General features: G+C 54.1%; 21 protein-coding genes. All 21 read right to left on the bottom strand.

The features are described 5' to 3' along the window. Positions 1-15 precede the first annotated feature (15 nt). The 21 genes from Pelsub_RS04915 to Pelsub_RS04820 all read right to left on the bottom strand — a co-directional run bounded on the left by Pelsub_RS04915 (position 16) and on the right by Pelsub_RS04820 (position 22,879). Positions 16-1,053: an ABC transporter permease gene (locus Pelsub_RS04915; RefSeq protein WP_116224836.1), complete on the bottom strand. Its 1,038-nt coding sequence runs from the start codon at positions 1,051-1,053 to the stop codon at positions 16-18. Further along, positions 1,046-2,575 carry a sugar ABC transporter ATP-binding protein gene (locus Pelsub_RS04910; protein WP_116224837.1) on the bottom strand — a complete coding sequence of 510 codons (1,530 nt, stop codon included), beginning with the start codon at positions 2,573-2,575 and terminating at the stop codon, positions 1,046-1,048. The genes Pelsub_RS04915 and Pelsub_RS04910 overlap by 8 nt, the downstream gene beginning before the upstream one ends. Before the next feature lie 15 nt (positions 2,576-2,590). Beyond that, on the bottom strand, positions 2,591-3,661 hold the full coding sequence (locus tag Pelsub_RS04905) for an ABC transporter permease (protein WP_116224838.1): 1,071 nt from the start codon (positions 3,659-3,661) through the stop codon (positions 2,591-2,593). A gap of 103 nt (positions 3,662-3,764) precedes the next feature. Then, a complete protein-coding gene (locus tag Pelsub_RS04900) occupies positions 3,765-4,856 on the bottom strand; it encodes a sugar ABC transporter substrate-binding protein (RefSeq protein WP_116224839.1) in 1,092 nt (363 codons plus the stop codon). 388 nt (positions 4,857-5,244) lie between these two features. After that, complete coding sequence (locus Pelsub_RS04895; protein WP_116224840.1) at positions 5,245-6,216, bottom strand: sugar-binding transcriptional regulator; 972 nt, start codon at positions 6,214-6,216, stop codon at positions 5,245-5,247. A gap of 24 nt (positions 6,217-6,240) precedes the next feature. Further along, a complete protein-coding gene (locus Pelsub_RS04890; protein WP_267896281.1) occupies positions 6,241-7,200 on the bottom strand; it encodes an ROK family protein in 960 nt (319 codons plus the stop codon). Positions 7,201-7,273: 73 nt separating this feature from the next. Beyond that, positions 7,274-7,855, bottom strand: a complete 582-nt coding sequence (locus Pelsub_RS04885) for a glucose-6-phosphate isomerase family protein (RefSeq protein WP_116224842.1) — start codon at positions 7,853-7,855, stop codon at positions 7,274-7,276. 15 nt (positions 7,856-7,870) lie between these two features. Next, positions 7,871-9,064, bottom strand: coding sequence for a dihydrolipoamide acetyltransferase family protein (locus tag Pelsub_RS04880; protein WP_116224843.1), 1,194 nt, complete (start codon positions 9,062-9,064; stop codon positions 7,871-7,873). A 2-nt stretch (positions 9,065-9,066) separates the two neighbouring features. Continuing rightward, complete coding sequence (locus Pelsub_RS15760; RefSeq protein ID WP_162301623.1) at positions 9,067-10,092, bottom strand: alpha-ketoacid dehydrogenase subunit beta; 1,026 nt, start codon at positions 10,090-10,092, stop codon at positions 9,067-9,069. Then, on the bottom strand, positions 10,089-11,123 hold the full coding sequence (locus Pelsub_RS15755; RefSeq protein WP_198418396.1) for a thiamine pyrophosphate-dependent dehydrogenase E1 component subunit alpha: 1,035 nt from the start codon (positions 11,121-11,123) through the stop codon (positions 10,089-10,091). Before Pelsub_RS15755 ends, Pelsub_RS15760 begins: the two co-directional genes overlap by 4 nt. After that, positions 11,120-11,818, bottom strand: coding sequence for a cyclase family protein (locus Pelsub_RS04870; protein WP_116224844.1), 699 nt, complete (start codon positions 11,816-11,818; stop codon positions 11,120-11,122). The genes Pelsub_RS15755 and Pelsub_RS04870 overlap by 4 nt, the downstream gene beginning before the upstream one ends. A 39-nt stretch (positions 11,819-11,857) precedes the next feature. Next, entirely contained in the window at positions 11,858-12,790 is a 933-nt protein-coding gene (locus Pelsub_RS04865) for a 1-phosphofructokinase family hexose kinase (RefSeq protein ID WP_116224845.1), read from the bottom strand. 21 nt (positions 12,791-12,811) lie between these two features. Then, positions 12,812-13,423, bottom strand: coding sequence for a class II aldolase/adducin family protein (locus Pelsub_RS04860; protein ID WP_116224846.1), 612 nt, complete (start codon positions 13,421-13,423; stop codon positions 12,812-12,814). Between the two features lie 218 nt (positions 13,424-13,641). Then, positions 13,642-14,754: a M24 family metallopeptidase gene (locus tag Pelsub_RS04855; protein WP_116224847.1), complete on the bottom strand. Its 1,113-nt coding sequence runs from the start codon at positions 14,752-14,754 to the stop codon at positions 13,642-13,644. Between the two features lie 93 nt (positions 14,755-14,847). Beyond that, on the bottom strand, positions 14,848-15,936 hold the full coding sequence (locus Pelsub_RS04850) for a DUF4432 family protein (protein WP_116224848.1): 1,089 nt from the start codon (positions 15,934-15,936) through the stop codon (positions 14,848-14,850). Positions 15,937-15,944: 8 nt separating this feature from the next. Beyond that, a complete protein-coding gene (locus Pelsub_RS04845) occupies positions 15,945-17,357 on the bottom strand; it encodes an L-fucose/L-arabinose isomerase family protein (protein ID WP_116224849.1) in 1,413 nt (470 codons plus the stop codon). A gap of 13 nt (positions 17,358-17,370) precedes the next feature. Then, a complete protein-coding gene (locus tag Pelsub_RS04840) occupies positions 17,371-18,876 on the bottom strand; it encodes an FGGY-family carbohydrate kinase (RefSeq protein WP_116224850.1) in 1,506 nt (501 codons plus the stop codon). A gap of 13 nt (positions 18,877-18,889) precedes the next feature. After that, positions 18,890-20,233, bottom strand: a complete 1,344-nt coding sequence (locus Pelsub_RS04835) for an NAD(P)H-dependent oxidoreductase (RefSeq protein ID WP_116224851.1) — start codon at positions 20,231-20,233, stop codon at positions 18,890-18,892. 12 nt (positions 20,234-20,245) lie between these two features. Continuing rightward, complete coding sequence (locus tag Pelsub_RS04830; RefSeq protein ID WP_116224852.1) at positions 20,246-21,280, bottom strand: alcohol dehydrogenase catalytic domain-containing protein; 1,035 nt, start codon at positions 21,278-21,280, stop codon at positions 20,246-20,248. A gap of 26 nt (positions 21,281-21,306) precedes the next feature. Beyond that, positions 21,307-21,915 carry a KpsF/GutQ family sugar-phosphate isomerase gene (locus tag Pelsub_RS04825; RefSeq protein WP_116224853.1) on the bottom strand — a complete coding sequence of 203 codons (609 nt, stop codon included), beginning with the start codon at positions 21,913-21,915 and terminating at the stop codon, positions 21,307-21,309. Positions 21,916-21,919: 4 nt separating this feature from the next. Next, positions 21,920-22,879, bottom strand: coding sequence for a sugar-binding transcriptional regulator (locus tag Pelsub_RS04820; RefSeq protein ID WP_116224854.1), 960 nt, complete (start codon positions 22,877-22,879; stop codon positions 21,920-21,922). Positions 22,880-22,943 lie beyond the last annotated feature (64 nt).

Below are 22,943 nucleotides of genomic sequence, written 5' to 3'. Positions count from 1 at the left end.
CTTAATTTTTCGGAACTATTTGCAATCGGACGCTACTGCCGGTTCTTTTTCGTGCACGACCTTCGGTTTGTAGCGGAACTTCTGCGCTTCGATCAGCAGCGCGACCAGGATAATGAAGCCGCGCACACTCTCAACCCAGAAGGAATCCACCGACATCAGGTTCAAGGCATTATCGATCATAGACAGCAGCAGCACGCCGGCGAAAGCTCCGCCAACACTGCCGATGCCGCCTTTCAAGCTGACGCCGCCGATGACGGAGGCCGCCACAGTCTCCAGGGTCATGCCCTCGCCCAGGCTGGAAACGGTCGTTTCCAAACGGCCCAAGAGCATCCAGCCGGCGAAAGCCGCCAGGAAACCGCCGATGGTGTAAGCCATGGTAATGGTGCGCTTGGGGTTGAAACCTGAAGCGCGCGCGGCATCCGGATTGGCTCCGACAGCGCGCAGCTCACGCCCAAATTTGGACTGGTTCAGTAAATAGTTCACACCCACGTAGAGCAGCAGGGTGACGATGACCGAAACCGGGAAGCCGTAGACTTTAGCGCCGCCCAGCCAGTTGAAGGCTTTGGGCGAACCGGTCATGATCTGGCCGTTGCTGATAATCATAGCCACACCACGCAGCACCAGCTGTGCCGCCAGGGTGACGATAAAACCGTTCATGTTCAAACGGGTGATCATAATGCCGATCAGGTAACCTACCACGGTGCCCAGCACCAGAATGATGGGGATCACCAGGTAAGGATCCATCATTAAACCGGAGCCCTGGGCTGTACCCGTGACGGTACCGGGGGTGATCATCAGCCACATGGCGAAAATCGTGGATAAGGAGACCATACCCTCAGCGGAAAGGTCAAAGTTGCCGGTCAGCAGGACGATAGTTTGTCCAATGGTCAGCACACCCAGAACACTGGCATGCAGCAGGACGTTGATCAGGTTAGTCTTGCTGGTAAAGTTCGGAATATTGACGGCAAAATACGTAAACAAAATGGCCAGAATAAACCAGATAAAGTTATCCAGGAAAGTTTTTACCCAGTCGCGATTTTGACCCTTATTCATTGTTCTTTCCTCCTTCAATTGCTGCGAGGATTTTCTCAGGTGTCATATCTTTCTCACCTTTTTTGAATTCATCGGTCATTCTTCCGTCGTTCATCACCATGATGCGGTCACAAACGCCGATCAACTCGCGGATCTCTGTAGAGATGATGATGACGGCCACACCTTGCGCAGCCATGTCATCGATGATGCGGAAAATATCCATTTTCGCGCGCACGTCCACACCCTGGGTCGGTTCGTGCAAAACCAGAACGCTGGGTTTGGTGGACGCCAGTTTGGCGAAGACAACTTTCTGCTGGTTGCCGCCGCTCAAAAGGCGCGCCGGTTGTTCCTGCGAAGGTGTCTTGATATCCAGCTCGCTGATAAACTTGTCAACAATGACTTTCTCTTCCCGGCGGTTGATCAGATTAACCAACCGGATCAGCTTGTTCAGGATCGGGTAGGTCACATTCTCGCGCACCGAGCGCAGGCCGACCAGACCATAGCGATAGCGGTCTTGCGGCAGGTATGCCAGGCCCTGGTTGAAAGAGTCGATGGGTTTATCCGCGGTGAATTCTTCATTGTCGATGACAATCTCACCAATACCGCGTGGTTCCAAACCAAACAGGCCTTTGCCCAACTGTTCCACGCCGCAACCCTGCAAACCGGTCAAGCCGACAATTTCACCTTTACGCAGTTTCAGGCTGATGTCTTCGTAAAAGCCGCGCCGTTCCAACCCGTTCAATTCCATAACCACTTCATCCTGGCAGGTGGATTCGCGCGTGTAATCTTCCACGTCCTCACCGACCATCATGACAATCAGTTTGGGAACATCGATTTGTGCCACTTCGGCTGTGCCGACAATGTGTCCGTCACGCAGGACGGTCACGCGGTCGCAGATCTCAAACACCTCTTCCAGGTGATGGGAGATGTAAATGAACGAGCCGCCCTTATCCTTCAGGGATTTCACGAAGGAGAATAGCCGGTTGATATCCTTGCGGGAAAGCGAAGCAGTGGGTTCGTCCAGGATGATCAGTTTGGCATTACCAAATAGAGCTTTGGCAATGGCCAACATAGTCTGTTCAGCCACGCCCAACCCTTCCACTTTCTTGGTAACATCCATTTCAAGGCCCAATCTTCCTAAACGTTCCATGGCCTCTGAGTTGACCCTCTTCCAATCCACCAGGCCCATTTTTGTTTTGGGCAGCTCCCCGGCCAGAATATTTTCAGCCACGGTCAGGCTGTCCATCATGGCCACGTGTTGGGGAACGTAGGCAATACCTTTTTCGATGGCTTCTTTGGGGCTCATCGCGTGGAATTGCTGGTCGCCGACGATGATGGTGCCTTCGTTGGGTTCCAGAATGCCCATCAGGATGGCCATCAGGGTGGATTTTCCGGCACCGTTCTTGCCAACCAACCCGTGGATTTCGCCTTCCATGACGCAGAAATCAACACTTGTCAAAGCCTGAACGCCGGGGAAAGCTTTGCTAACACCTTCTACACTAAGGATTGGTGTTTTTTCCATTACTTTTTCAGTAGTATTCATTTCACCACTTCCTTATTATTTCTTTACGATGGTCTTGTCTTTCAGACCAATGGTACTTTGCATCAAGATATCGATCAGTGAGCGCTGATGCATTTGCCTGACTTTGACCGCATCCAGAAATACCGCGAACAACAGGATCAAGCCGCGGCTGGTTTCAATCCAGAAGGGAGAAACACGGATGATGCTCAGGCCATTATCCAAAATGGACCACAACATCAAACCGCCCAAAGCGCCGATCATGTTGCCGCGCCCGCCGGCCATGCTAATGCCGCCGATAACTGCGGCTGCCTGGACAGGGAAGGTCAAACCGGCCCCGGTGCGAGGGGTGGCCGAGTCAATACGGCCAGCCGCCAGCCAACCCGCCAACGCCATGCAGAATCCATCGATCAGGTAGACGATGCGGACAATTCTATCCGAGTCAATACCGGCATCTTTGGCAGCCGTCAGGTTGGAACCGACCGCGTACATATTGCGGCCGAATTGGGTATAGCGGGTGATGATGTGAGCAATAATAAACACGATAATTACGAACAAAGTCGCAACAGGAAAACTGAAGAAGCCTTTCTCCAGTGGAATTTTAAACAAAGTACCGCCGCCCAGCCAGTCAAAGGCTTTGGGAAAGAAACTGGCAGTCGAACCGGGAGAAATGATGTAAACCATACCACGCAGGATCATTTGCATTGCGATGGTCACAATCAAGTTGTTCATCTTTAAACGAGTGATTAAAAAGCCGTTAATAAGACCAATTAGTAAACCAACACCGATCATCAGGACAATTGCAACAAACGGTGAAACTTCCCAGCCCAGGCCTCCATTATCTGCGCTGGCTAACGCGAGCGCGGCTACCATTGCTGTCAGGCCTAAACCGGATTCGGAAGACAGGTCAAAGTTACCGGTGATCATGGTAAATGATTGACCTAAAACGAGCAAACCCAGTGCCGCCGAGCGGTAAAGCAACCCTGCCATGTTATTCGGAGCGCGGAAACTCGAAGATAGTGATGAGAAGATGATCAAACTGGCGGCTACCAGTAACCAAATCAGGTTCTCGAAGATTACATCAAGAAGCTTGCTCGTATTTTTCTTCACGAGTACACCTCATAATAAAAATTTTTTTGAACACGCATGAGATTATTTAGTGAATAAGCCGTATTTCTACGGCTTATTCATTTTAGTCTATTTCAGTACAGAATTAGTTGTTGCCCCACAACGCGGTGCTATCAGCGTTGTCAGGTGATACGGAGGTGGTGGCCAGGTTCAACTGGTAACCGTTGTCGGTCAGGACAATGGTAGCAGGTGACCACAGAGCGCCTTCCTGTACAACTTCGCCTTCGGTGGGTTCTTCACCGGCGAGTTTCTTCTCGATCCAGTCGGCGATGATACCGAAGTCGGGGATGGGCTGGCTGGAAGCCTGATCGGACCAACCATCGCGGATGGCCTGCAGAGCATCGGGGCTGCCATCAACACCAGCCAGGAACACATGGCCTTCTTCGCCGCGCTGGAATTTCTTGCCGAGCTGCTCGAGGGCGGCCAAGACAACGGTGGTGCCTACGGAATCGGAATGCATGTAGATCGCATCGATATCGGTGGTACCGGCAACGTCGAGGGTCGCGGAGGAGAATTTCGCGGCATCCCATTCGGTGGGTTTGGAGATGATGGTTACGTTCGGGTAGTCGGCCATGTAATCATTGAAGCCGCCACCACGCAGTTGAGCAACGTTCTGGCCCAGGTCGCCTTGCAGTTCAAGGACGGTACCTTTAGCTTCGCCGTATTTTTCGGTCAAGAAAGCTACAACGGCTTCGGCGGATTGCTTGCCGGCCAGGTAGTTGTCGGATTGCACGGTCATGTCAACGGCGCAGCCGATGGGAGCGCGGTCGATGGTGTAGAAAGCGATACCAGCTGCTTGTGCTTTCGCCACGGAAGCGCAAATGGCCTGGCTGTCAACGGGGACAGTCACGATGGCATTCACACCTTGTGAGATGAAATCATCCATCTGGTTGGCTTGAGCTTCGGCATCGAAGTCGGCATTGGTGGTAACAACTTCCCAACCCTTGGCTTCTGCATGGTCAATCAAACCCTGCATGATCTGGCCCTGGGCACCTGACAGTTCAGGGGCGCCGTAACCAACCAAAACTGCTTCTGCTTCAGCAGGAGCTGCTTCTTCAGCCACAGGGGCTGCTTCTTCGGCCGCAGGAGCTGCTTCTTCAGCAGCGGGGGCTGCGCAAGCAACCAATAACATTGCTGCAATCGCGATTACCGATAAAATAGTGAGACTCTTTTTCATTTACCTCTTCTCCTTGATTAGAATTCTTTAGGTTTTTTTTGTTTGAGTATCTAATTTCTTTCAAGCGTTATTTTTCCGATACTTCCTCCTTTCAAAAACAGGTTTCAAATCGCGTTTGGATAGAAATTACCCAAATGGAAGATGTTTTAGAAATCTATGGCTTAATTTTGTTGGGGATATCTCCATAGACAATAAATTCGAAGATTGAGACAAATCATGTTTGTAATCATAACCAGATTTATCGCAATTGTCAATAACATTTGTTAGTACCATTTTTGGTAAAAGCAATAGTGAAATTTTGTTCATTAGTGCGTATTTTCTCACTAACATAGTAACGTATTATAACGTAGAAGTCAAATATTTTTAATAATTGCGTAATATCAATGCACTACTTTTCAACCTTGCGCATTTTATTAAGCATGCTCTCGGCCAACATTTCATCAATAAACAACACTGAGAAAAGCTGTGTCTTCATGGCCGCCAGAACAGCGCGTGTTTTTTCAACACCGCTGGCAACAGCAATGACCCGTTTAATTTTGCGGATCTGATCAAGACTGATGCTGATCATCCGATCGTTCATTTCATTTTCAATCAGGTTGCCATCATCATCGAAGTGACGGCCGCAAATATCACCAACAGCACCGCGCTCCTGCATCATGCGCATCAGCTTCGCGCCGACATAGGCAATACTTCCCGGTGAGGGCGGAACCGCGCCGATGCCGATCACGGCCGTGGTGAGCTTATCCCAGCGTTCCACCGCCGGACGAACTTCCGGGTCATTCATTAAATCCTGCTTCAACTGGACGGACGAGACGAACATGGGTGTCAGCAGGAAATAAGGCCGTCCGTTAAAGCTTTGCGCGGTTTGCAGCACGATCTGGTTGATTTGCGAATAAGTACCGGTATAGCCGCGTTCGCCCATCAACGGAACCACGTCAATATCACGCGGAACGGAGGGCGCCAACAACTGCACAAGGCGTGTGATGGTGCGCCCCCAGGCCATGCCCAGAATGTCGGAATCGCTGACGTTCTGCTCCAGATATTTGGACGCCGCACCGGCGATAGCGCGCATGGTCAGGTCCTGGAATTTATGCATGCCCGGAACAATAAAAACCCGTTCCAGATTGGCGCGTTCCTGAATTTCCAGCGCGATATTTTCACAGGAGTTCATCGGATTGATCACTTCAATCCGAACAATGCCGCGGTCGCGCGCCTGCTGCAGGTACTGCGCGATTAACGAACGGGAGACTTCCAGTTTGTCCGCGATTTCCTGTTGGGACAGGTTCTCGTCATAGTACAGGTGAGCCACCTGGACCAGCCGCGCGATTTGATCTGCTTTATCGGTTTTATTATCAGCCATTCCCTATTTATCCAAATAATTATTTTATAGCTCTAGTATATTATTCTTTATAAATACGGTGGCAGCCGCGCCCATCAAGGCCGAATTATCAAAAGTCTCTCGCTCAATTTTCAGGTCTCTTTTGGCCTCTACCGTCATCAAAAAGCCGCGCACGCGATTATCCACCCGATCCAGAAAATCCGCCGCTCCCTTAAGTACCCCTCCGCCCATGACGATCATCTCTAAATCCAGCAGATCGACCATGGATGAGAGTGAAATACCCAATTTACGAACCTGTTCTTCAATTATCTTCACTGCGGCCGGATCGCCCTGCCGCTCGGCTTCGAACACCATGCTCGTATGGACTTTGCCGTCGTCTTTTTGGCTGAGCTGTTTCAGAAGCGCGCTGCGTCCTTCGTCAGCCGCGGCCTGACCCTGGCGCGCGATGGCCGGGCCGGCCACGTAGCTCTCGAAGCAGCCGCGCTGCCCGCAGCCGCAATCTGCGCCGCCGCGTTCGTCGTAGATGGCATGTCCCAGGTTGCCGGCAAAGCCGTGATAGCCGCCGTATAACTTGCCGTCCAGGAAGAGATAACCGCCGTAACCGGTGCCCAACGTCATCCAGGCCACATAGTTGCAGCCTTTGGCCTTGCCCCACAGCAATTCGGCAATCAGCGCCATGCGTACATCCGTGGCCGCGTAGATCGGGACCTGGTAACGTTCGTGCGCCATCTTTCCGAAGGGCACGTTATACCAGCGCAGATTAGCGACCAGCACGCAATTGCCGTCGGCGTCGTCGATGTTGCCGCAGATGCTGAAACCGGCGCCCAGGAAATTGGGAAGGTTTTCGCGGGCAAAGACCACATACGGCTCCAACATGTCCAGCATCTTATCCAGATCCGCGATGCCGTCCTCATCAAAAGGAACATAAAGACGTTCCGGGGGTTTATAGAAAGCGCCGGTCTCGTCCACATAAGCAATGTCCATTTTGGTGCCGCCGATGTCCACCGCCAATGCGTATGCAGGTTTTTGATCGTTCAGATGAACACCTCCTCAATAAAAGATAAATAAAACGAAAACGTTATTTACGCTTATCGTTCAATACAAAAGTCGCTTTGCCGTCCTTTTCAACCAGGCACTTGAGGAAACCTTTTTCTTCCACTTCGGTGTAGGTATGGCCGGCGGCCAGGTGATAAGTTGCCACAAAGACCAATGGTTCTTTGCCGGTGTTGACCACGCGGTGCGCCCACATGGGTGGAATGTGGCTGATGGTTCCGGGCGTCCATTTTTCCGCCTGGAATTCGCCCTCACGCGTTTCCATCAGCAGATAGCCTTCACCCTTGACGCAGAAATAAATTTCAGGCTGGTCAAAAGCTTCATGGAAATGCCCCTTGGTCATGTAATACTCATCGCCGACCTTGCCGGGTTGGATGCGGGTGGTGCCCAAAGCCATATCGGAGGCACTGGTCTTGAAACCGTAATAGAAAATTTCGTAAACCAGCGGGTCGCCGGCTTTGATCATACTCTCCACGGCCGTTTTGTCGTGGAACATTTTAACCATATCGCTGACCTTGCGCTCGACGGATTTTTCCTGCGGTTCAAATACACCAGTGTTGAAATCGAATTGTACGCTGATGGGATAATCTTCTTTTTTTAATGCCATTTCATCTCTCCTGAATTATAAATTCTGCAATAAATTCTTTAAAGTGACCAGGAATTCCGCCACTGCCATACCGTCCACCGCGCGGTGGTCGGCTGTAACGGTCAGGTTCATGATCTTTTTGGAAATCACTTTGCCGTCCGCATCCAAAGCCAGTTCGCTGCGCATACCGCCCACACCCAAAATAGCTGATTGGGAGGGGTCAATGATGGGGGTGAATTTGCTGACGCCCTTCATGCCCAGGTTGCTGATGGTGAAGGTTGCGCCCACGCTGTCTTCATATTTCAGCTTGCCGCCGCGGGCATCTTCGGCCAAAGCGGCCAGGCCGGAAGCAATTTGCGCGATGCCCATTTTAGGAACATTATGCAGCACGGGTACGAACAACCCTTCCGGTGTGGCTGTCGCAATTGCGATATTAACATCCGTATATTCCAATACCGCGTCCGCCTGCGCATCAAAGCGTGCGTTCAAGCGCGGGTGTTCAACCAGAGCGGCCGCCACCTTTTGGATCAACACTGCGGTCACGGTGACCCTGGCTTCGCCCTTATCCTTCTGTGCTTGTACAAAAGCCTTCAGGCTGTCCGCTTCCACGTCCATCGAGACGGAGAATTGCGGGATATTTTGCGTGCTTTCGGTCATGCGTTTGGCTGTGATGGACTGCACTTTGGTCAGCGCAACACGCTTGCCGGGCAGCCCGCCGCCGGCGGGAGCGCCCTGCCGGCTCTTGGCAAAGGCTTTCACCATCTCCGAGGTAATGCGGGTAACGCCATCTTCCAGCGGAATTTGCGTCCAATCAATGCCCAGGTCGTCCGCTACGCGCTTGGCGTTGGGTGCAATGCGCACATCGCTGTGCTTTTCGGTAGCGGGGCTTGACATACCGGTTGAAGGTGCCTGTGCTTTATCTTCCACAGGTGCAGCGGTTTCAGTTTGTGCGGCTGCTTCTTCAGCAGCAAACTGGGCTTGCCAGTCTTCGCCTTCTTTACCAACCACTGCCACCAGCTCTCCCATCTGGACGGTCTGTCCGATTTCCGGGATGAGTGCCAGCAAAACACCTTTGGCGGGGCTTTCCAATTCCATCATAGCTTTAGCGGTTTCCAGCTCGGCAATCACGTCGCCTCTGGCAACCGTTTCGCCAATTTCTTTACACCACTTGCCAATTACTGCTTCTTCGATAGATTCTCCCAAACGCGGGAGAAGTATTTTCGTTGCCATGGTTAATCCTTTAATACCTCGTAAACCGCCTGGCGGATGTCGCTAATCTGCGGTACCACATGTTGTTCCGCCGCCGGCCCAAACGGGATGGGGCTGTTATCAGTGCTCACACACGCCACCGGCGCATCCAAAAAATCAAATGCCTTGCGGGAAATCAGCGCGGTTAATTCCGATCCAACACCACCGCGGGCAACATCTTCCGAGGCAATTACCACCCTGTTGGTCTTTTTCACCGATTCCAGGATGGTTTCTTCATCCAAAGGCACCAGCGTGCGCGGGTCAATCACCTCGCACGATATACCTTCCTTTTCCAATTCGGCCGCAACCGCCAACGCGCGGTGCACCATGATCAGTGTCGCAATGATGGTCACATCCGTACCGGCGCGCTTGATGTCGGCTTTGCCGAACGGGATGGTATAAGCGTCTTCGGGAACGTCCGAGCCGATATCGCTGATGGTCTGGTCGGTCAGGGCTTTACCACCGCCCGGAGAGGCCGCGCCGTACAGTAATTTATGCTCCAGGATCAGAACCGGGTCATTCGAGCGAATGGCTGAGATCATCAAGCCTTTGGCGTCATAGGGAGTGGACGGCATAGCCAGGTACAGGCCGGGGGTGTGCATGAAATAAGCTTCCACACTCTGCGAATGCTGCGCAGCGCGCCCGGTGGCGCCCTGCGGAGCGCGCATCACCAGCGGCACGCTGGCCTGCCCGCCGGACATCAGCCGCAGCTTGGCGGCTTCATTTACAATCTGGTCCATAGCGCAGAACATAAAGTCTGCGTATTGGAATTCAATAATCGGGCGCAATCCGGTCAGTGCCGCGCCGATGCCCATACCCATAAATCCGGCTTCGGAGATGGGGGTATCCCACACGCGTGTGGGGCCGAATTCATCCAACATGCCGTGCGACACGTGGAAAGCGCCGTTGAAACGGCCGACGTCTTCGCCCATCAGGATCACGCTGGAATCGCGCCGCATTTCCTGAACCATGGCCTCACGAATGGCATCTGCCAGGGAAAGTTGTCTCATTTCAGGCCTGCCTTTGCAGTAGTGTCCAGTTCATAAATGAACTGTTTGTAATCTTCCGGGCCGACATCTTCGCCTGCCTGCGCGAATGCGATAGCGGCTTCGATTTCATCATCGACCTGCGCCTCAATGGCAGTCAGATCGGCTTCCGTCAATACACCGGCCTCGACTGCCGCTTCCTTGAAGCGCTTAATGGGGTCGTACTGACTCCATAATTCCACTTCTTCCTTATTGCGGTATTCCGCCGGTTCGAAGCGGGCATGGCCGCGCATGCGGTAAGTAACGCATTCCAGCAGGAAGGGTCCCTCGCCTTTGCGCGCGCGATCCACTGCCCGGCTGGCTGCCCTGTAGACCGCGGTGACGTTGTTGCCGTCCACTCTCTCGCCGGGGACGTTGTAACTGCATCCGCGCGATGAGTAATCGGTCACTGCCGATACCAGTTCATTCGGCATGGAAAGCGCGTATTGGTTGTTTTCAATCACGTAAATTACGGGCAGTTTCCACAGCGAAGCCATGTTGAGGGATTCGTGGAATACGCCTTCGTTGATGGCGCCGTCGCCGAAGAAGCTGACGGCAACCTGTTTAGTACCGCGCACCTGGGCAGACAAGGCCGCCCCGGTGGCTATCGGAATGCCCGCGCCCACGATGCCGAAGGCACCCAGCATACCCTTGCTAAAATCGCACAGGTGCATGGAACCGCCCATACCCTTGCAGGCGCCATTGCGCTTGGCAAACATTTCAGCCATCATCAAGTCCAGAGAAACGTCCTTGGCAATGCAATGGCCGTGGCCGCGGTGGTTGCTGGTGACATAATCGTCCTTGTTCAGGGCACTGGCTACGCCCACCGCAACCGCTTCCTGGCCGGTAGCCTGGTGCATGGTACCGGGCATCTTGGTGGTCAGGAATAAATAATACAATTGCTCTTCAAACTCCCTGGCGCGCACCATGCGCAGGAACAGGGTTTTGAGCAGCTCCTGGTCCATACCGCTGAAATCCAGCGGCGTTACTACATCTTCAGGTTTTCGAATGGTCATGCTTCCTCCCAATCCACGGCAATCACACGCGCCGGGAACGACTCGGCGCCGATCATGCGCACCGGCAGTGTAAAGGTCCACAACCTTTTACCCATCAACGGCTTCAGGTTGGTCAGGTACTCTATCAGGGGAATACCGGAACCCAGGAGCAATTCATGATTGGGTTGGCCAATGACCGGTGAGCTATCCTGATGGCGGATCTCATGGCCCGAGGTATCCACGCCCATTAGTTTAATTTTTGCCTCATCAATCAGCCAGCCAATCGCGTCCGTAGCAAAATACGGACGGTCATGCTGGCGGGGAGTGTAATAATTTACATCCAATCCGGTGTAAAAGAAAAGGATATCGCCCGGCTGGATTTTTCCATCCGCAATCTTAATCAAATCAGCCCGTGATATTTCTTCGTTGTTTCCGAATCGGGAAATATCCAGCACCACGGTTTCGCCTACCAGATTTTCAACCGGAAAATCCGCAGCATCCAATCCATCCTTATCATGGTGGAAAGGCAGCTCAATATGAGTGCCTACATGCGTGCAAAGCGTAATTTCCGAAATCAGATATTGGGCTTCAGGCAGCCGCGGATATTTCGCGAACTGCTCCCAGCCTTCCACTTGACGACTATCGATTTCCAGCCGGTATTCTTCCTTATCGGGGTCAATACGATGGGATAACTCGTAAATTTTCTTTATTTTCATTTTTACTCCGGACTGTTCTTTTAAGATTAAATGATGTTTTTATATTTTTGTGACAGTTACGTCTTTATAAATCCGGTCTACATCCGACATAACCACATCACCGGTGCGTTCGGTCAACACAGTAGCAGCGCTGACCGCTCCGGCCCACTTCAAGGCCGCTTCCCAACCTTCGCCCAGCGAGAAGCGCCAGGCCAGAGTGGAAGAAACGGAATCGCCGGCGCCGGCTGCGTTGACAGCCTTCTGCAGCGGTGCTTTGGTGAGGAAGTCCCCTTCCGGGGTGAAGGCCAGCATGCCGTCCTTGGCCATGGTGATCACAAAGGATTCCAGGTCTTTTTCCGCACGGACTTCACGAGCTTGTCTGATGAGGTCAGCAAGGTCCTTTACTTTGCGGTCGAAGGTCCATTCAAATTCTTCGTGGTTCAATTTAACCACATTGGGTTTGGCTTTGATGGCTTCCAGCATGTATTGTTTTTGCGAATCGATCATGGTGGGTTTACCGGCGGCCTTGGCGATGTTAATCAGCTCGATGTAAAAATCATCGTTCAGGGATGGCGGTAACGAACCGGCAAAAATCACCCAGTCTGCTTCCTTAACGCGTTGGGTAAATTTCTCCACAAATTCGCGCTTCTGGGCTTCATTGACTTCCACCTGGCCAACAATAACGTGGCTGTGGATTTGGGTTTTTTCTTCTGCGATGACATGCGCGATGCGGTTATGGCCGCCGACCCATACCGGTTCGGGGATGATGCCATAACCTTTCAACAGATCAACCAATTCTTCGCCGGTTTTTCCGGCGAAGAATCCCAATCCAACCGTTTCGACACCGAGCTGGCTTAATACGACGGAAGAGTTGAGCCCTTTACCGCCCACGCAGACAGCCCAGTCATTGGTGCGCATGGGAATTCCGGGGGTCCATTCCTGGATGCGGAATATCTTATCCATGGCTGTGTTTGGACAAACGGTAAGAATCATAATAAAAATCTTTCGTTTTTCCTAGCTAATCCACTTTTGGGCCATTACGGAGAACGCATTGGTGTTCATGCGCTGCAGGCAATCCAAAGCCGTGATCAGGTCGGGGCTGCCCAGAATGACGCCATGGCGCGGCATCAAAACCGCGGCTGCCTTGGTCTTCATCTGATCTTGATTATCCTTCAACATACCGACAATCAGGTCGGCTTGTTCCTGGGAATAAGCCGGCGCTTCAGCATGATATTGCAGCGTGCCGAAACTCTTGGAGGAATTCAATACCGGCGGGATGGGTGTGTTATTCGCCGTGAAGGGCAGGATGTACTTGGGATGCGCGTGAATGACCGCGCCAACGAAGGGGTAAGCTTTATAAATCGCCAGATGGGATAAACCTTCTCTTGAAAAACGGGGGTTTTTCTTCATTTCGTCAATATTTGAGAGTGAACCGACCACAACATCATCGGCACCAATATCCCAATGCCACTGGTTTCCAGCCAAAGTGGGGGTCATGTAAACGGTGTCGCCATCTACAGCACTGATGTTGCCGCCGGCAATATCGGTTAATTCACGTTCAAACATAAATTTCGCAACGTAAATAATCAATTCGGGTATCGTTAATCTTTCACTAATCTTTTTCATGATTTCTCCATATTAAATTTACTTCGGTGTAATTGTAACCAATAACTGACATATGTCAATAACATTTGTAATTAACAGTATTTTTGTGAGTTAATTTTCCGTACCAGGAAATTTAAATAAATAATAATCCTCCATTTTCCCCGCTGAGGATTCATTTAATCAAAAGATAAACTATGCATAATGGATGGGAAATGCTGAGCGCATTTCCCTGAGAAGGTTTATCGGACTAGTAAATCCGGAACGATGATGCTTCCTTTTTCCGTTGTGATTTCCATGCCCGGCCAGGTAGAGGATGCGAACGAGGCAATCTCCAAACCGGCATTGGTCATCAGGCTCAACTCACCCATTTTGGTGCCGGTCACAGTGATAAACCACTCATAAGGCTGGTTCACCTGCACGACCTTATCGGTCAAGCAGCGCCCGGCATCCACAATCACGTAACCGGTCGGCCCGCCCTGAAAATGATTGCGCCATTCTTCCGGGTACTCCTGTTCGGCGTACCATTCTTTTTGCGCCTTGAGGATATCCGCGAAGGGCAGCCCCGGCTCCAGCATTTGGAACACGCGCGCCTCCACAGCCGCCGCCGCGTCGTAAACCTTGCGTATCTGCGCGCCGGGTTCGCCGAAATGGATGAAGCGCGTCAGGTTGCAGTGCAGCCCCCAGCGCCGTGCCGCAGTGTGCAGCATCAGGTAGCGCTCCAGCTTTTTCGCGGTCGGGATGGGATGGCGGTACTGGAAGCAGCGTTCGTCGCTGCCCACGATCAGCACGTCCACCTGCATGCCGGCCGCCAAATGGGCGGCATGGAAGCGCGCCGCGATCTCCTGTTCGGTTTGACCCGGTTTAACGGTTTCCGCGAAGCGCGTGTACAGCCGGTCGGTTTCCGCCGCCAGCCAACGCGTGCGTTCCATTTCCAGCTCGCTCAACGGATAGTGCAAGTCCACCAGATCATTGTATACGTTGACCGTACCGGGAAAGTCCATATCCGAAGCGACCTGCTTGCCGGCCAATTCGAGCGCTTTTTGGCGCACATCGCCGTCGTACCAGCGCATGACTACCAATTCGTAGCCCTGCCCGTCTGCTTGTTCAGCCAGCAGGCGCTGGGCGTCCATGGATTGCGCCACCAGATAAGCCTTGTCGCGCGTGATGACCAGAGTGGCAAAACCCACGTTGGAATTGAACACCACATGGCTGTCACCGCCGCCGGTCACCCAAGCAAAATGTTCGCGCGTACTGATCAGCAGGCCGTCCAAGTTGTTCTGCTGCAGGTATTCGCGGACTTTCTTCCTTTTAACTGCGGCATCTATCCGTATTCTTTCGCTCAAATCTTCCATGCATCATCCTTGAAATGATAACCAGCTCAACTGAGGAGATGCCGCGGTTCTCCTCTCGGAAAACCGCGGCTGCGATGAATCCAAGCTCCTCAATCAAGCCAGAATATCGTTGATCTTCTTTTCGATTCCGGGCACCTGGCCCGCATCCACCAAACCGGCTTTGTATTCGCACAGGAATTCCGCGTCGGGCGCCAGCACTTTTACCTTGCCCTTTTTCTTTTCGGCGGTGTAGCCCTCCGGCCCGGCCGTTCCGGCCTCCATGCCCAACGCTTCCTGATTTGGCGTGCGGCAAATCCAGCGGATGCCGGTGTCTAACTGCGCGGGTTTATGGCTGACGTAATCGGCGCTGCCGTCCGGGTGGACATGCAGGGCGTGCGCCCAACCCTGCGCGTCGGCCTGATAATCAATCAGGAACACGATCTCGGGGTCGTACGGCAGTTTGGGGTCGAGCACGTGATGCTTTTCGGGATGGTCAATCAATTCTTTGACGTATGCCACCAGCTCCGGTGAGGGGCTCATGGAGGGCGGCAGGTTCTCGCGTACGCGCACCTGGCCCTTGGCCGGGTCGGCCGAATACACAAAGCGGCCCTGGTCCACCGGCAGGAAGTTGATATGCGCCAGATACATGTATTCCATGGGAGTCTTGTTCAGGTTCCTGACCCGCATGGAAATGTGCATGAGCGTTTCATCCTCATACAACCGCACATATGGCTGCGCGCTGTAGTGGATGCCGAAAGCCATGGCGTGGTTGTACTCGCCGCCCACGCCGATGAAGCGGCCGTGCTCATCCTCGCCCGCGTCCAGGTAGGCGCTCAGGTAAGCGGCATTGACCAGCTCGCCGTGCAGCGGATGCGTGTCTTCCGGCCCGGGCGAACCCATGGCCGACATGCCGCAATGGAACAGGAACGCGCCCATGTTGGCCAAAAACTCGCGCGTTGGCAGTGGTTCGCGTACCGGCGAGTGCATGGTCAAACGCCGCCCATTAAAGGCGGCGTCCCAGATTTGTTGACCATGGAAAGGCAGGCTGATGAAATGCCCTTTGGCGTTGCTGATTTCCAGCGCGGCCACCCCGGATGCGTAGCGGAAAGTGCTGACGGAAAGTCTTCCGTTTTCAACCACTTTCTGCTTGCAGGCGGTGATATTGCCGTCGTTCAGGAAAATCTTGACTGGCGTATTTTCCATGGTTTTATTTATCCTTGATGGTAATAAGTCTCCCAGCCCATGTAGTTGCTGAAGGCTTCGTTGATGATCTCGGCCGCGTGCACGTTGGTGAAAGCGGCGTGGTGTTCAAAACCGTTGCGGCAGATGTGCTTCATCAGTTTCTGCAGTTCGGGCACCTGCACCACCGCGCGGCTGCCGAAGGTTTCCAATTTGTCGTCGGTGAAGATGCCGTCGCCGGTGTAGGCTCGGATCACGCCGTCCACGTCGTCGGTGGAGATGCGCGCGAAGCTCATCGGGCCGGCGGGAACGCGGCCGTTGATGGCACCGTAGGTGTTCTCTTCACCCAGCGTGGTCGCCAGGATCTCGGCGTTGCGCATGGTGGCATCCGGATAAAGTGATTTCGGCCAGTTGCCGCAGTGGAAGAACACGCACTTATTGGCGTCTTCGCCGTAGTTGTTGTTCCAATCCATCAAAGCGGCCGGTTTTTCCGTCGCCATGGTGAGGGCATACATGGAAACCGCGCCGGTTACGTCCACTTCGCAGGCGGAAGGCAGCAGTTTGTCGCTCATCATGCTCATCAACGTGCAGGGGTTGATGCCCAGATTCTGCTGAATGGAATCCCAGCATTGCAGCGCGGTGGCAGTAATATCCTGGAAATCCATCCACTCTTCCAACGCGACGGCGAACTTGGCCATGCGCACGATTGGATCGTTGGGAATGCCTTTGGTGGGGATGTAGCCGTTGATTTCATCCAGCTTGGCTTTGACTTCCTTGCGGTCATCCTTCATACGCATGGTCTGGCCGATTAATTCGGACAGGTCAATGGTTTTGACGCTGATACCGTAGTGTTCCAGCAACTTTTCGCTGAAGCGCACGGTGTTGAAAGCCAGCGGTCGCGCGCCCACGGCGCCCACGCGCAGCGTGCGCAGGCCATTCACCACCCGGCAAACGCCCAGGAAGTTGGCGAAGTCTTTCTTGAAGCTTTCCGACTTGGGATGCGAAGTATGTTCGCTGGTCAGGGTGTATTTGAAACCGTACTGACGCAGGTTATTGCAGATGGAAATCTTGCCGCAGAAGCTATCGCGGCGGCGCTCAATAGGCAGATCCACCGGATCATCCGGATAGGCTTGCACCAGGACCGGCACATTCAGCTGGGACAATTTCAGGGTATCAACCACGCCTTTTTCATCGCTGAAGTTGGGCATGCAGATTAGTACACCTTCAATTTCTTCGCGGTGGCTCTTGAAAAGTTCCGCACACGCTTTGGAATGCGCCCAGGTTTCCACCGAGCCGTTTTTAGAAGCAGTCGCCGGCAGCGCAACCATGTTCAGGTCGAATTCCGCAAACAATTCTTCAATATCCTTGCGCGCTTCCAGAACCAATTCATCCGGGAAGAAATCGCGGTTTCCGTACATAACAGCTATGGTCATTTTTTTCTTCATACATTCACCTCTTTTAAAGTTTGTGGTTGATTTCCTTAACTGCAGGATATAACTCTTGGTACAGTTCATAGCGTTCATCGTAGAGCGCTTTGGTTTCAGGGTTGGGTTGGTACACTTTCTTGATCTTCATGTGGTCGTTGATGGCCGTGGTCGGGTCGCTGAAGACACCCGCCGCCACGCCGGCCAGAATGGCCGCGCCCATGCCGGCTGCTTCAGTCACTTCCGGCGCCGCCACCGGGATGCCGGTCACGTCGGCTTTCAATTGCAGCCACAGCTCCGATTTGGCTCCGCCGCCGATGGCGCGCAGCTCGTCGATGACGATGCCGCCTTTCTGCAGGATCTCCAAATTCAGGCGCAGTTCCAATGTCAGCCCGTCCAGGATGGCTTTGGCCACATCCGCCTTGGTCGTGCCGAAGGTCAGGCCCACCAGCGCGCCTTTGGAGGCGATGTCGAAGGTGGGCGTGCCGGAACCGGAGAAGTGCGGCAGCAGCATGACGGGAGACGGGCCGGCGCCGGCGCCCTGCAGCGCCAAGTCGTAGGCGTCCCCGCCGCCCTGTTGAGCGGCTTTCATCTCAAACTGGCAGAAGGTATCGCGGAACCAGCGCAGCACAAAGCCGCCGCTCTGGTTGAGCGTCATGACCACGTAAAGTCCGGGGAAAGTGTGCAGGTACACGGACATGTTGCCCGCATACAGGTCGTCGTTCAGGTGCGGAGTCGCCAGGGCCACCTCCACCACTTCAGCGGTGCCGGTGGAGACCATGGCCAGCCCGGGTTTGGTCAGCCCCGATCCCAGCGCGCCGCAGGCCTGGTCGTGGCCGCCGACGGCCACGATGGGCTGGTTCTTCAGGCCCAGTTCGCTGCAAAGATCGGCATTCATTTGTCCGGCGTTATAGCCCGAGGGCCGAACTTCCGCCAGACGCCCCGGCTCCAAACCAATCGCGTCCAGAATGGGGGTTGACCAGGCGTCCTTTTCAAGGTCGTAAACTTGCGTGCGCGAGGCCAGGCACTTGCTGATGGCCGCTTTGCCAGTCATCTTTCTGATGATGAAATCCTCGTACAGCAAAAATTGGTGCGCTTCTTTCCAAAGCGCGGGTTCGTTGTTTTTCAGCCAGAGTAATTTGGGCAGGGTGTTATTGACATTGGCGGGCATGCCGGTCATGTTGAAGAGTTCGCGCGCGCCGAATTTCTCTTTCAGCCACTCGTTCTCTTTACCGGTGCGCGTGTCCATACCCAGGATCATAGGCCGCAGCGCGCGGCCCTGCGCATCCACCGGCGCGACCGCTTCGCCCTGCACGGAGAAGCTGATGGCTGCGGCCTGATCAATACCGGCTTTGGCAATCGCTTCGCGCAGGCACTCTTGCGCCAGCGTCCATACTTTTTCGGCGTCCTGTTCCGCCCACATGGGGTGCGGAATGTCCACCGCGTACTCGCGGCTGGCGCTGGCCAGCAGCTTCAGGTCGTCGCTGAAGACGTGCGCCTTGCTGCCGGTTGTGCCAATGTCTAACCCAATCAGTGCCATAGCTTAACTTTCCTTAGCATTCAAGCGCGTCGACCAGACGGAAGGCTTCTTCATCGTCGATCGCGCCGGACATCCATTGATTCTGCAAATCCCACAGTTTATAAACGTTGGCATGCTTCACGTCCACATCGTCCATGGTGATGGGCTCGTCCATCTTGATATCGCGCTTGACCACCGCGTCTTTGGCCAGGCCAATGGGCAGCAGGTTTTCCTTGCGCGAAGTTTCGTAGGTGTCGATCAAGCTGTAATAGCACACGCCGCCGATGGCATCCAGCTCGTCGCCGGGTTTGAGGTCCTTCTTGGCTACCGCGAACACTTCCGAAACCAGATGGTCTAGAGGAACCATGTTGGATTTCTTGCGCAGCGCGATCATGGCGCAGGTTAAAGGCACTTCGATGCTGCACAGGTGGAAGGGGCGGAAGAGCGTGTAATATGGGCCGTTCCCCATATCGCGCAGGATCATAGCCTCGCGCAGGCGCGGGTGGTCGGTGCGCACGATCAGGAACACACCGGGGGCCACGCGGCCGACGCCGAAGTCGACCACGCCCATCTTGTTCAGGATACCGCCGTCCTCTTTCAATGCAAAAGTCTGGTGCAGATGATCGCGGTCGGTCTGGGGGCCGTGCATACCGCGCACGTCCGGCACCAGGCCGGTGGCGTTGGAAACAGCCGCCATTTCGATCATGGTCTTGGAGCCGTCGATGAATTCGATCAGCATATTGGGGCTCAGTCCGCGGCGCGCGGCTTCTTTTTGAATGGCCGGGTCTTCCGGCGTGCCGTGGCGGTCCAGTGGGTTATTCTTGCCCTTGCCGGCAGCCACGACGGTGAAACCGATGGCGTCGGCGAAATCATACAGTTCCTTGCAGGCGGCCGGTTCATCACCAGCGGCTAACGCGTAGACCTGTCCTTTTTTCTCCGTGTAGAAGCGCAGCAGCGGGCCGACCGTAATGTCGGTTTCCACGTTCATCATAGCCAGGTCATGGCCGTTGCGGACACTGCGCAGCGCGGCGCGCGTGCCGATTTCCGGCACGCCTGTGGCTTCGATGACCACGTCGATGTTCTTGACGTCCGCTAATATGCGGTAATCATTGACCGCCACCAGCTTGCCGGAAGCTAAAGCCTTGTCGGCCGCTTCGGCGGTTTCAGCCACCACAACCTCGCCTTCCATGAGGGCGATCTTGAAAGCTTCTTTTGCCCGTTCCAGGTTGACGTCTGCGATGATGCGTACGTCCAAGCCTTTCATCATGCTGGTCTCGGCCACGATATCCGTGCCCATCTGACCGGCGCCAATCAAACCGACTACAACCGGATTACCTTGTGCTTCTCGTAACTTTAATTCCTCGTTTAAACCAATCATGAAACATTGCTCCTAGGGGTTGATAATGACTTTCAGTGCTTCTCCGCCTGCGGCAGTCTCAAAACCTTTTTGGACCTCATCCAAAGACATCTTGGCTGTGATCAATTTGTCTGCCGGGATAATGCCGCGCTGTAATGCTTCCAGAGCCATAGCGTGATAAGTGGGATGGTAGGAGAATGTTCCCATCACTTCGATTTCGTTGTAGTGAATGCGGTTGCCGTCAAAGGGAACCATGTGGTTGTCTTTGGGCAGTCCGCCGAACAGCATGATCTTGCCGCGCTTGCGCACGATCTCGACCGCTTGCGTTTGCGTAGCCGGAACCGGGTTGGCGCAAATGACAATATCCGCGCCGCGGCCGTCGGTCAGTTTGCGCACCGCTTCGCCCAGGTCTTCTTCAAAGGGATTGACTATCAATTCCGGGCCGAAACTTTCCGCCAGGCTGCGGCGGATGTCGCTGGGTTCGGAGATGACCACGCGCGCGCCGCGGGCATGCGCTACGGCGGTGTGGATGCAGCCGATCGGGCCGGCGCCCATCACCACCACCAGGTCGTCGATGCTGGTATGAATACGGTCGTGGCAGGCCAGCACGGAGCTGCACGGCTCGGAAACAGCCGCATCGTCCATGGAAAGCCCTTCGGGGATCTTGTGCACCACGCCCAGGCGCAGTACTTCATCGGTCAACAGAATCTTTTCGGCAAAACCGCCCGGGTAGCCGGGGGTGATGCCCAGGAAATGCAGCGTATCGCACAGGTTATATTGTGCGTGCTGGCAATAGTAGCATTCGCCGCAGTGAATGTCGGGAGCCACGGCAATGCGCTCGCCCAATTTATAGGTCGTTACTTCCGCGCCGACCTGGCTGACGATACCGGTAATTTCGTGGCCGGGCACAACCGGCGTTCCGCCGGGGCCTTCGCGCCAACGGCGCAGGTCCGAACCGCACACACCGCAGGCATGGATGTTCAGGACGATATCCCTGGGGCCGGCTTTCGGTTCCGGATCCTGGCGCAGTTCAAACTTCTTTTCATCGATCAGGTATGCTGATTTCATGGATTCTTCCTTTTCAATAGGGATTGCTAGAGTATGTTCAAGTCTTCCAGTTTCTTGCCGACCGCGCCGCCGGGGTGGGTCTTGCCGAACTGTTCCACGCTGTATCCGCGCAGCTTCAGCAGCACCACGCACAGCGCGTCGCCGAAAGCGCAGTTGAACAGCGAGCTGCCCGTGGCGACCATGCCGTACGGGTCAACGTCGGCCGGGGCGGCAATCTTGAGCACGATGTCGCTCAACTGGCCCAATTCCGAGTCCGGTTTTTCGGTAATGGCAATCACACTCGCGCCGCGTTCTTTGGCAACCTTCGCCAGCGAAATAACCTCGGCCGTGCGGCCGCCTTTGGACAGGGCAATCAGGATATCGTTGGCCATGATTGCGCCGGAAAGCCCGTGCTGGCTGTCGCCCGCGTCCAATGGCAGGGCCGGCGTGCCGCAGCAGCTCAACAGGTGCGCCATGCGGCGCGCGACTGCGTGCGAGGTGCCGGAACCGCTGACCAATACGTGGCCTTTGCATTCCAGCAGCGCTTGCGCAGCCTCTACAAAATGTTCGTCGATCTGGTCCAACAAGGTCAGGACGCCATCGGCTTCTTTCTGAATTACTTGTTTGGCTTCGTTGATAATTTCAGCTTGATCCATTAAATTACGCTTCCTTTAATAATTTTTTCGCGCTGAGGTGATCGGTGATCAACACGTTGACCAGCTTGCCCAGCAGCGCTGCGCGGATAGCCTTGTCCTTGAAAGGCCCGCCGGTAACGCCCACCACCCGGTCGATCTTCTGAATCTGTTCCAGGGTAATGCCCAGCACACGCTCATCGATTTCCGAGTGGATGATGTTGCCCCGCTCATCGAAAAAGCGCAGGCAGATATCACCCACCGCCCCCTGGCTCAAAAGGTATTCGAGCTGGTCTTGGGTCAGAATAGTACCGTCGCGCATGACCACGGAATCGGGAGTAGGAGTACCCACGCCCACAAATGCCACATCGATATTTTCAAAATAGTTGAAGACTTCTTTCAGGTGTGAGTCGCTCATCAAAGCTATCTTTACCGCAGTATTATCCACAATACCGGGCACATTCAGAATGGAGAGCTGTGCGCCGGTCTTTTCCACCAGGCGCCGCAAAATATAAGTGGCATGCGCCTCTGATTCCGGTTTACCCAATCCGCCAATTAATTGGACCACCTGCGATTCCCGGAAATCCTGGGATCGCAAGGCGTCCACCATGGCCTGCAGTGTGGTTCCCCAGGAAATACCAATGACGCTGGGGCTGCTGACCGATTGAGAGAAATAATCTGCCGCGGCTGCGCCCACTTCCCGCGAAACTGCGTATTGGGAATTGGGATCGCTCACTTCCACCACCACGGCTTCTTTTAATCCGTAGGTGCGCTCCAGGGCGTCTTCCAGATCGGTGTGAATACCGGGCTGGGGAATAATGCTGATCTTGACAATGCCGATCTCCTCTGCCTGTTTCAGCAGTCGCGAAACTTTCGGGCGGGACAGGTTCAGGCGTTCGCTGATTTCCTGCTGGGTCAACTGTTTCTCGTAGTAATATTTACTAACCTTGAGAAGTAGACGGTAATCGACAGACTTGTTGCGTGGCATTTTTTCTCCTCAGCACATAAATGAACATTTGTGCTTTTATGAATGCTTGTGCATTATTATTATA

The organism is Pelolinea submarina, assembly GCF_003966975.1.
Lineage (GTDB): Bacteria > Chloroflexota > Anaerolineae > Anaerolineales > Anaerolineaceae > Pelolinea > Pelolinea submarina.
This window is presented reverse-complemented; position numbering and strand designations above follow the sequence as displayed.

What these genes read in the sequence shown, in the direction of transcription:
- Pelsub_RS04915 (WP_116224836.1), bottom strand. Translation starts at nt 1,053, where the DNA reads ATGAATAAGGGTCAAAATCGCGACTGGGTAAAAACTTTCCTGGATAAC.
- Pelsub_RS04910 (WP_116224837.1), bottom strand. Translation starts at nt 2,575, where the DNA reads ATGAATACTACTGAAAAAGTAATGGAAAAAACACCAATCCTTAGTGTA.
- Pelsub_RS04900 (WP_116224839.1), bottom strand. Translation starts at nt 4,856, where the DNA reads ATGAAAAAGAGTCTCACTATTTTATCGGTAATCGCGATTGCAGCAATG.
- Pelsub_RS04895 (WP_116224840.1), bottom strand. Translation starts at nt 6,216, where the DNA reads ATGGCTGATAATAAAACCGATAAAGCAGATCAAATCGCGCGGCTGGTC.
- Pelsub_RS04885 (WP_116224842.1), bottom strand. Translation starts at nt 7,855, where the DNA reads ATGGCATTAAAAAAAGAAGATTATCCCATCAGCGTACAATTCGATTTC.
- Pelsub_RS04880 (WP_116224843.1), bottom strand. Translation starts at nt 9,064, where the DNA reads ATGGCAACGAAAATACTTCTCCCGCGTTTGGGAGAATCTATCGAAGAA.
- Pelsub_RS15760 (WP_162301623.1), bottom strand. Translation starts at nt 10,092, where the DNA reads ATGAGACAACTTTCCCTGGCAGATGCCATTCGTGAGGCCATGGTTCAG.
- Pelsub_RS15755 (WP_198418396.1), bottom strand. Translation starts at nt 11,123, where the DNA reads ATGACCATTCGAAAACCTGAAGATGTAGTAACGCCGCTGGATTTCAGC.
- Pelsub_RS04870 (WP_116224844.1), bottom strand. Translation starts at nt 11,818, where the DNA reads ATGAAAATAAAGAAAATTTACGAGTTATCCCATCGTATTGACCCCGAT.
- Pelsub_RS04865 (WP_116224845.1), bottom strand. Translation starts at nt 12,790, where the DNA reads ATGATTCTTACCGTTTGTCCAAACACAGCCATGGATAAGATATTCCGC.
- Pelsub_RS04860 (WP_116224846.1), bottom strand. Translation starts at nt 13,423, where the DNA reads ATGAAAAAGATTAGTGAAAGATTAACGATACCCGAATTGATTATTTAC.
- Pelsub_RS04855 (WP_116224847.1), bottom strand. Translation starts at nt 14,754, where the DNA reads ATGGAAGATTTGAGCGAAAGAATACGGATAGATGCCGCAGTTAAAAGG.
- Pelsub_RS04850 (WP_116224848.1), bottom strand. Translation starts at nt 15,936, where the DNA reads ATGGAAAATACGCCAGTCAAGATTTTCCTGAACGACGGCAATATCACC.
- Pelsub_RS04845 (WP_116224849.1), bottom strand. Translation starts at nt 17,357, where the DNA reads ATGAAGAAAAAAATGACCATAGCTGTTATGTACGGAAACCGCGATTTC.
- Pelsub_RS04840 (WP_116224850.1), bottom strand. Translation starts at nt 18,876, where the DNA reads ATGGCACTGATTGGGTTAGACATTGGCACAACCGGCAGCAAGGCGCAC.
- Pelsub_RS04835 (WP_116224851.1), bottom strand. Translation starts at nt 20,233, where the DNA reads ATGATTGGTTTAAACGAGGAATTAAAGTTACGAGAAGCACAAGGTAAT.
- Pelsub_RS04830 (WP_116224852.1), bottom strand. Translation starts at nt 21,280, where the DNA reads ATGAAATCAGCATACCTGATCGATGAAAAGAAGTTTGAACTGCGCCAG.
- Pelsub_RS04825 (WP_116224853.1), bottom strand. Translation starts at nt 21,915, where the DNA reads ATGGATCAAGCTGAAATTATCAACGAAGCCAAACAAGTAATTCAGAAA.
- Pelsub_RS04820 (WP_116224854.1), bottom strand. Translation starts at nt 22,879, where the DNA reads ATGCCACGCAACAAGTCTGTCGATTACCGTCTACTTCTCAAGGTTAGT.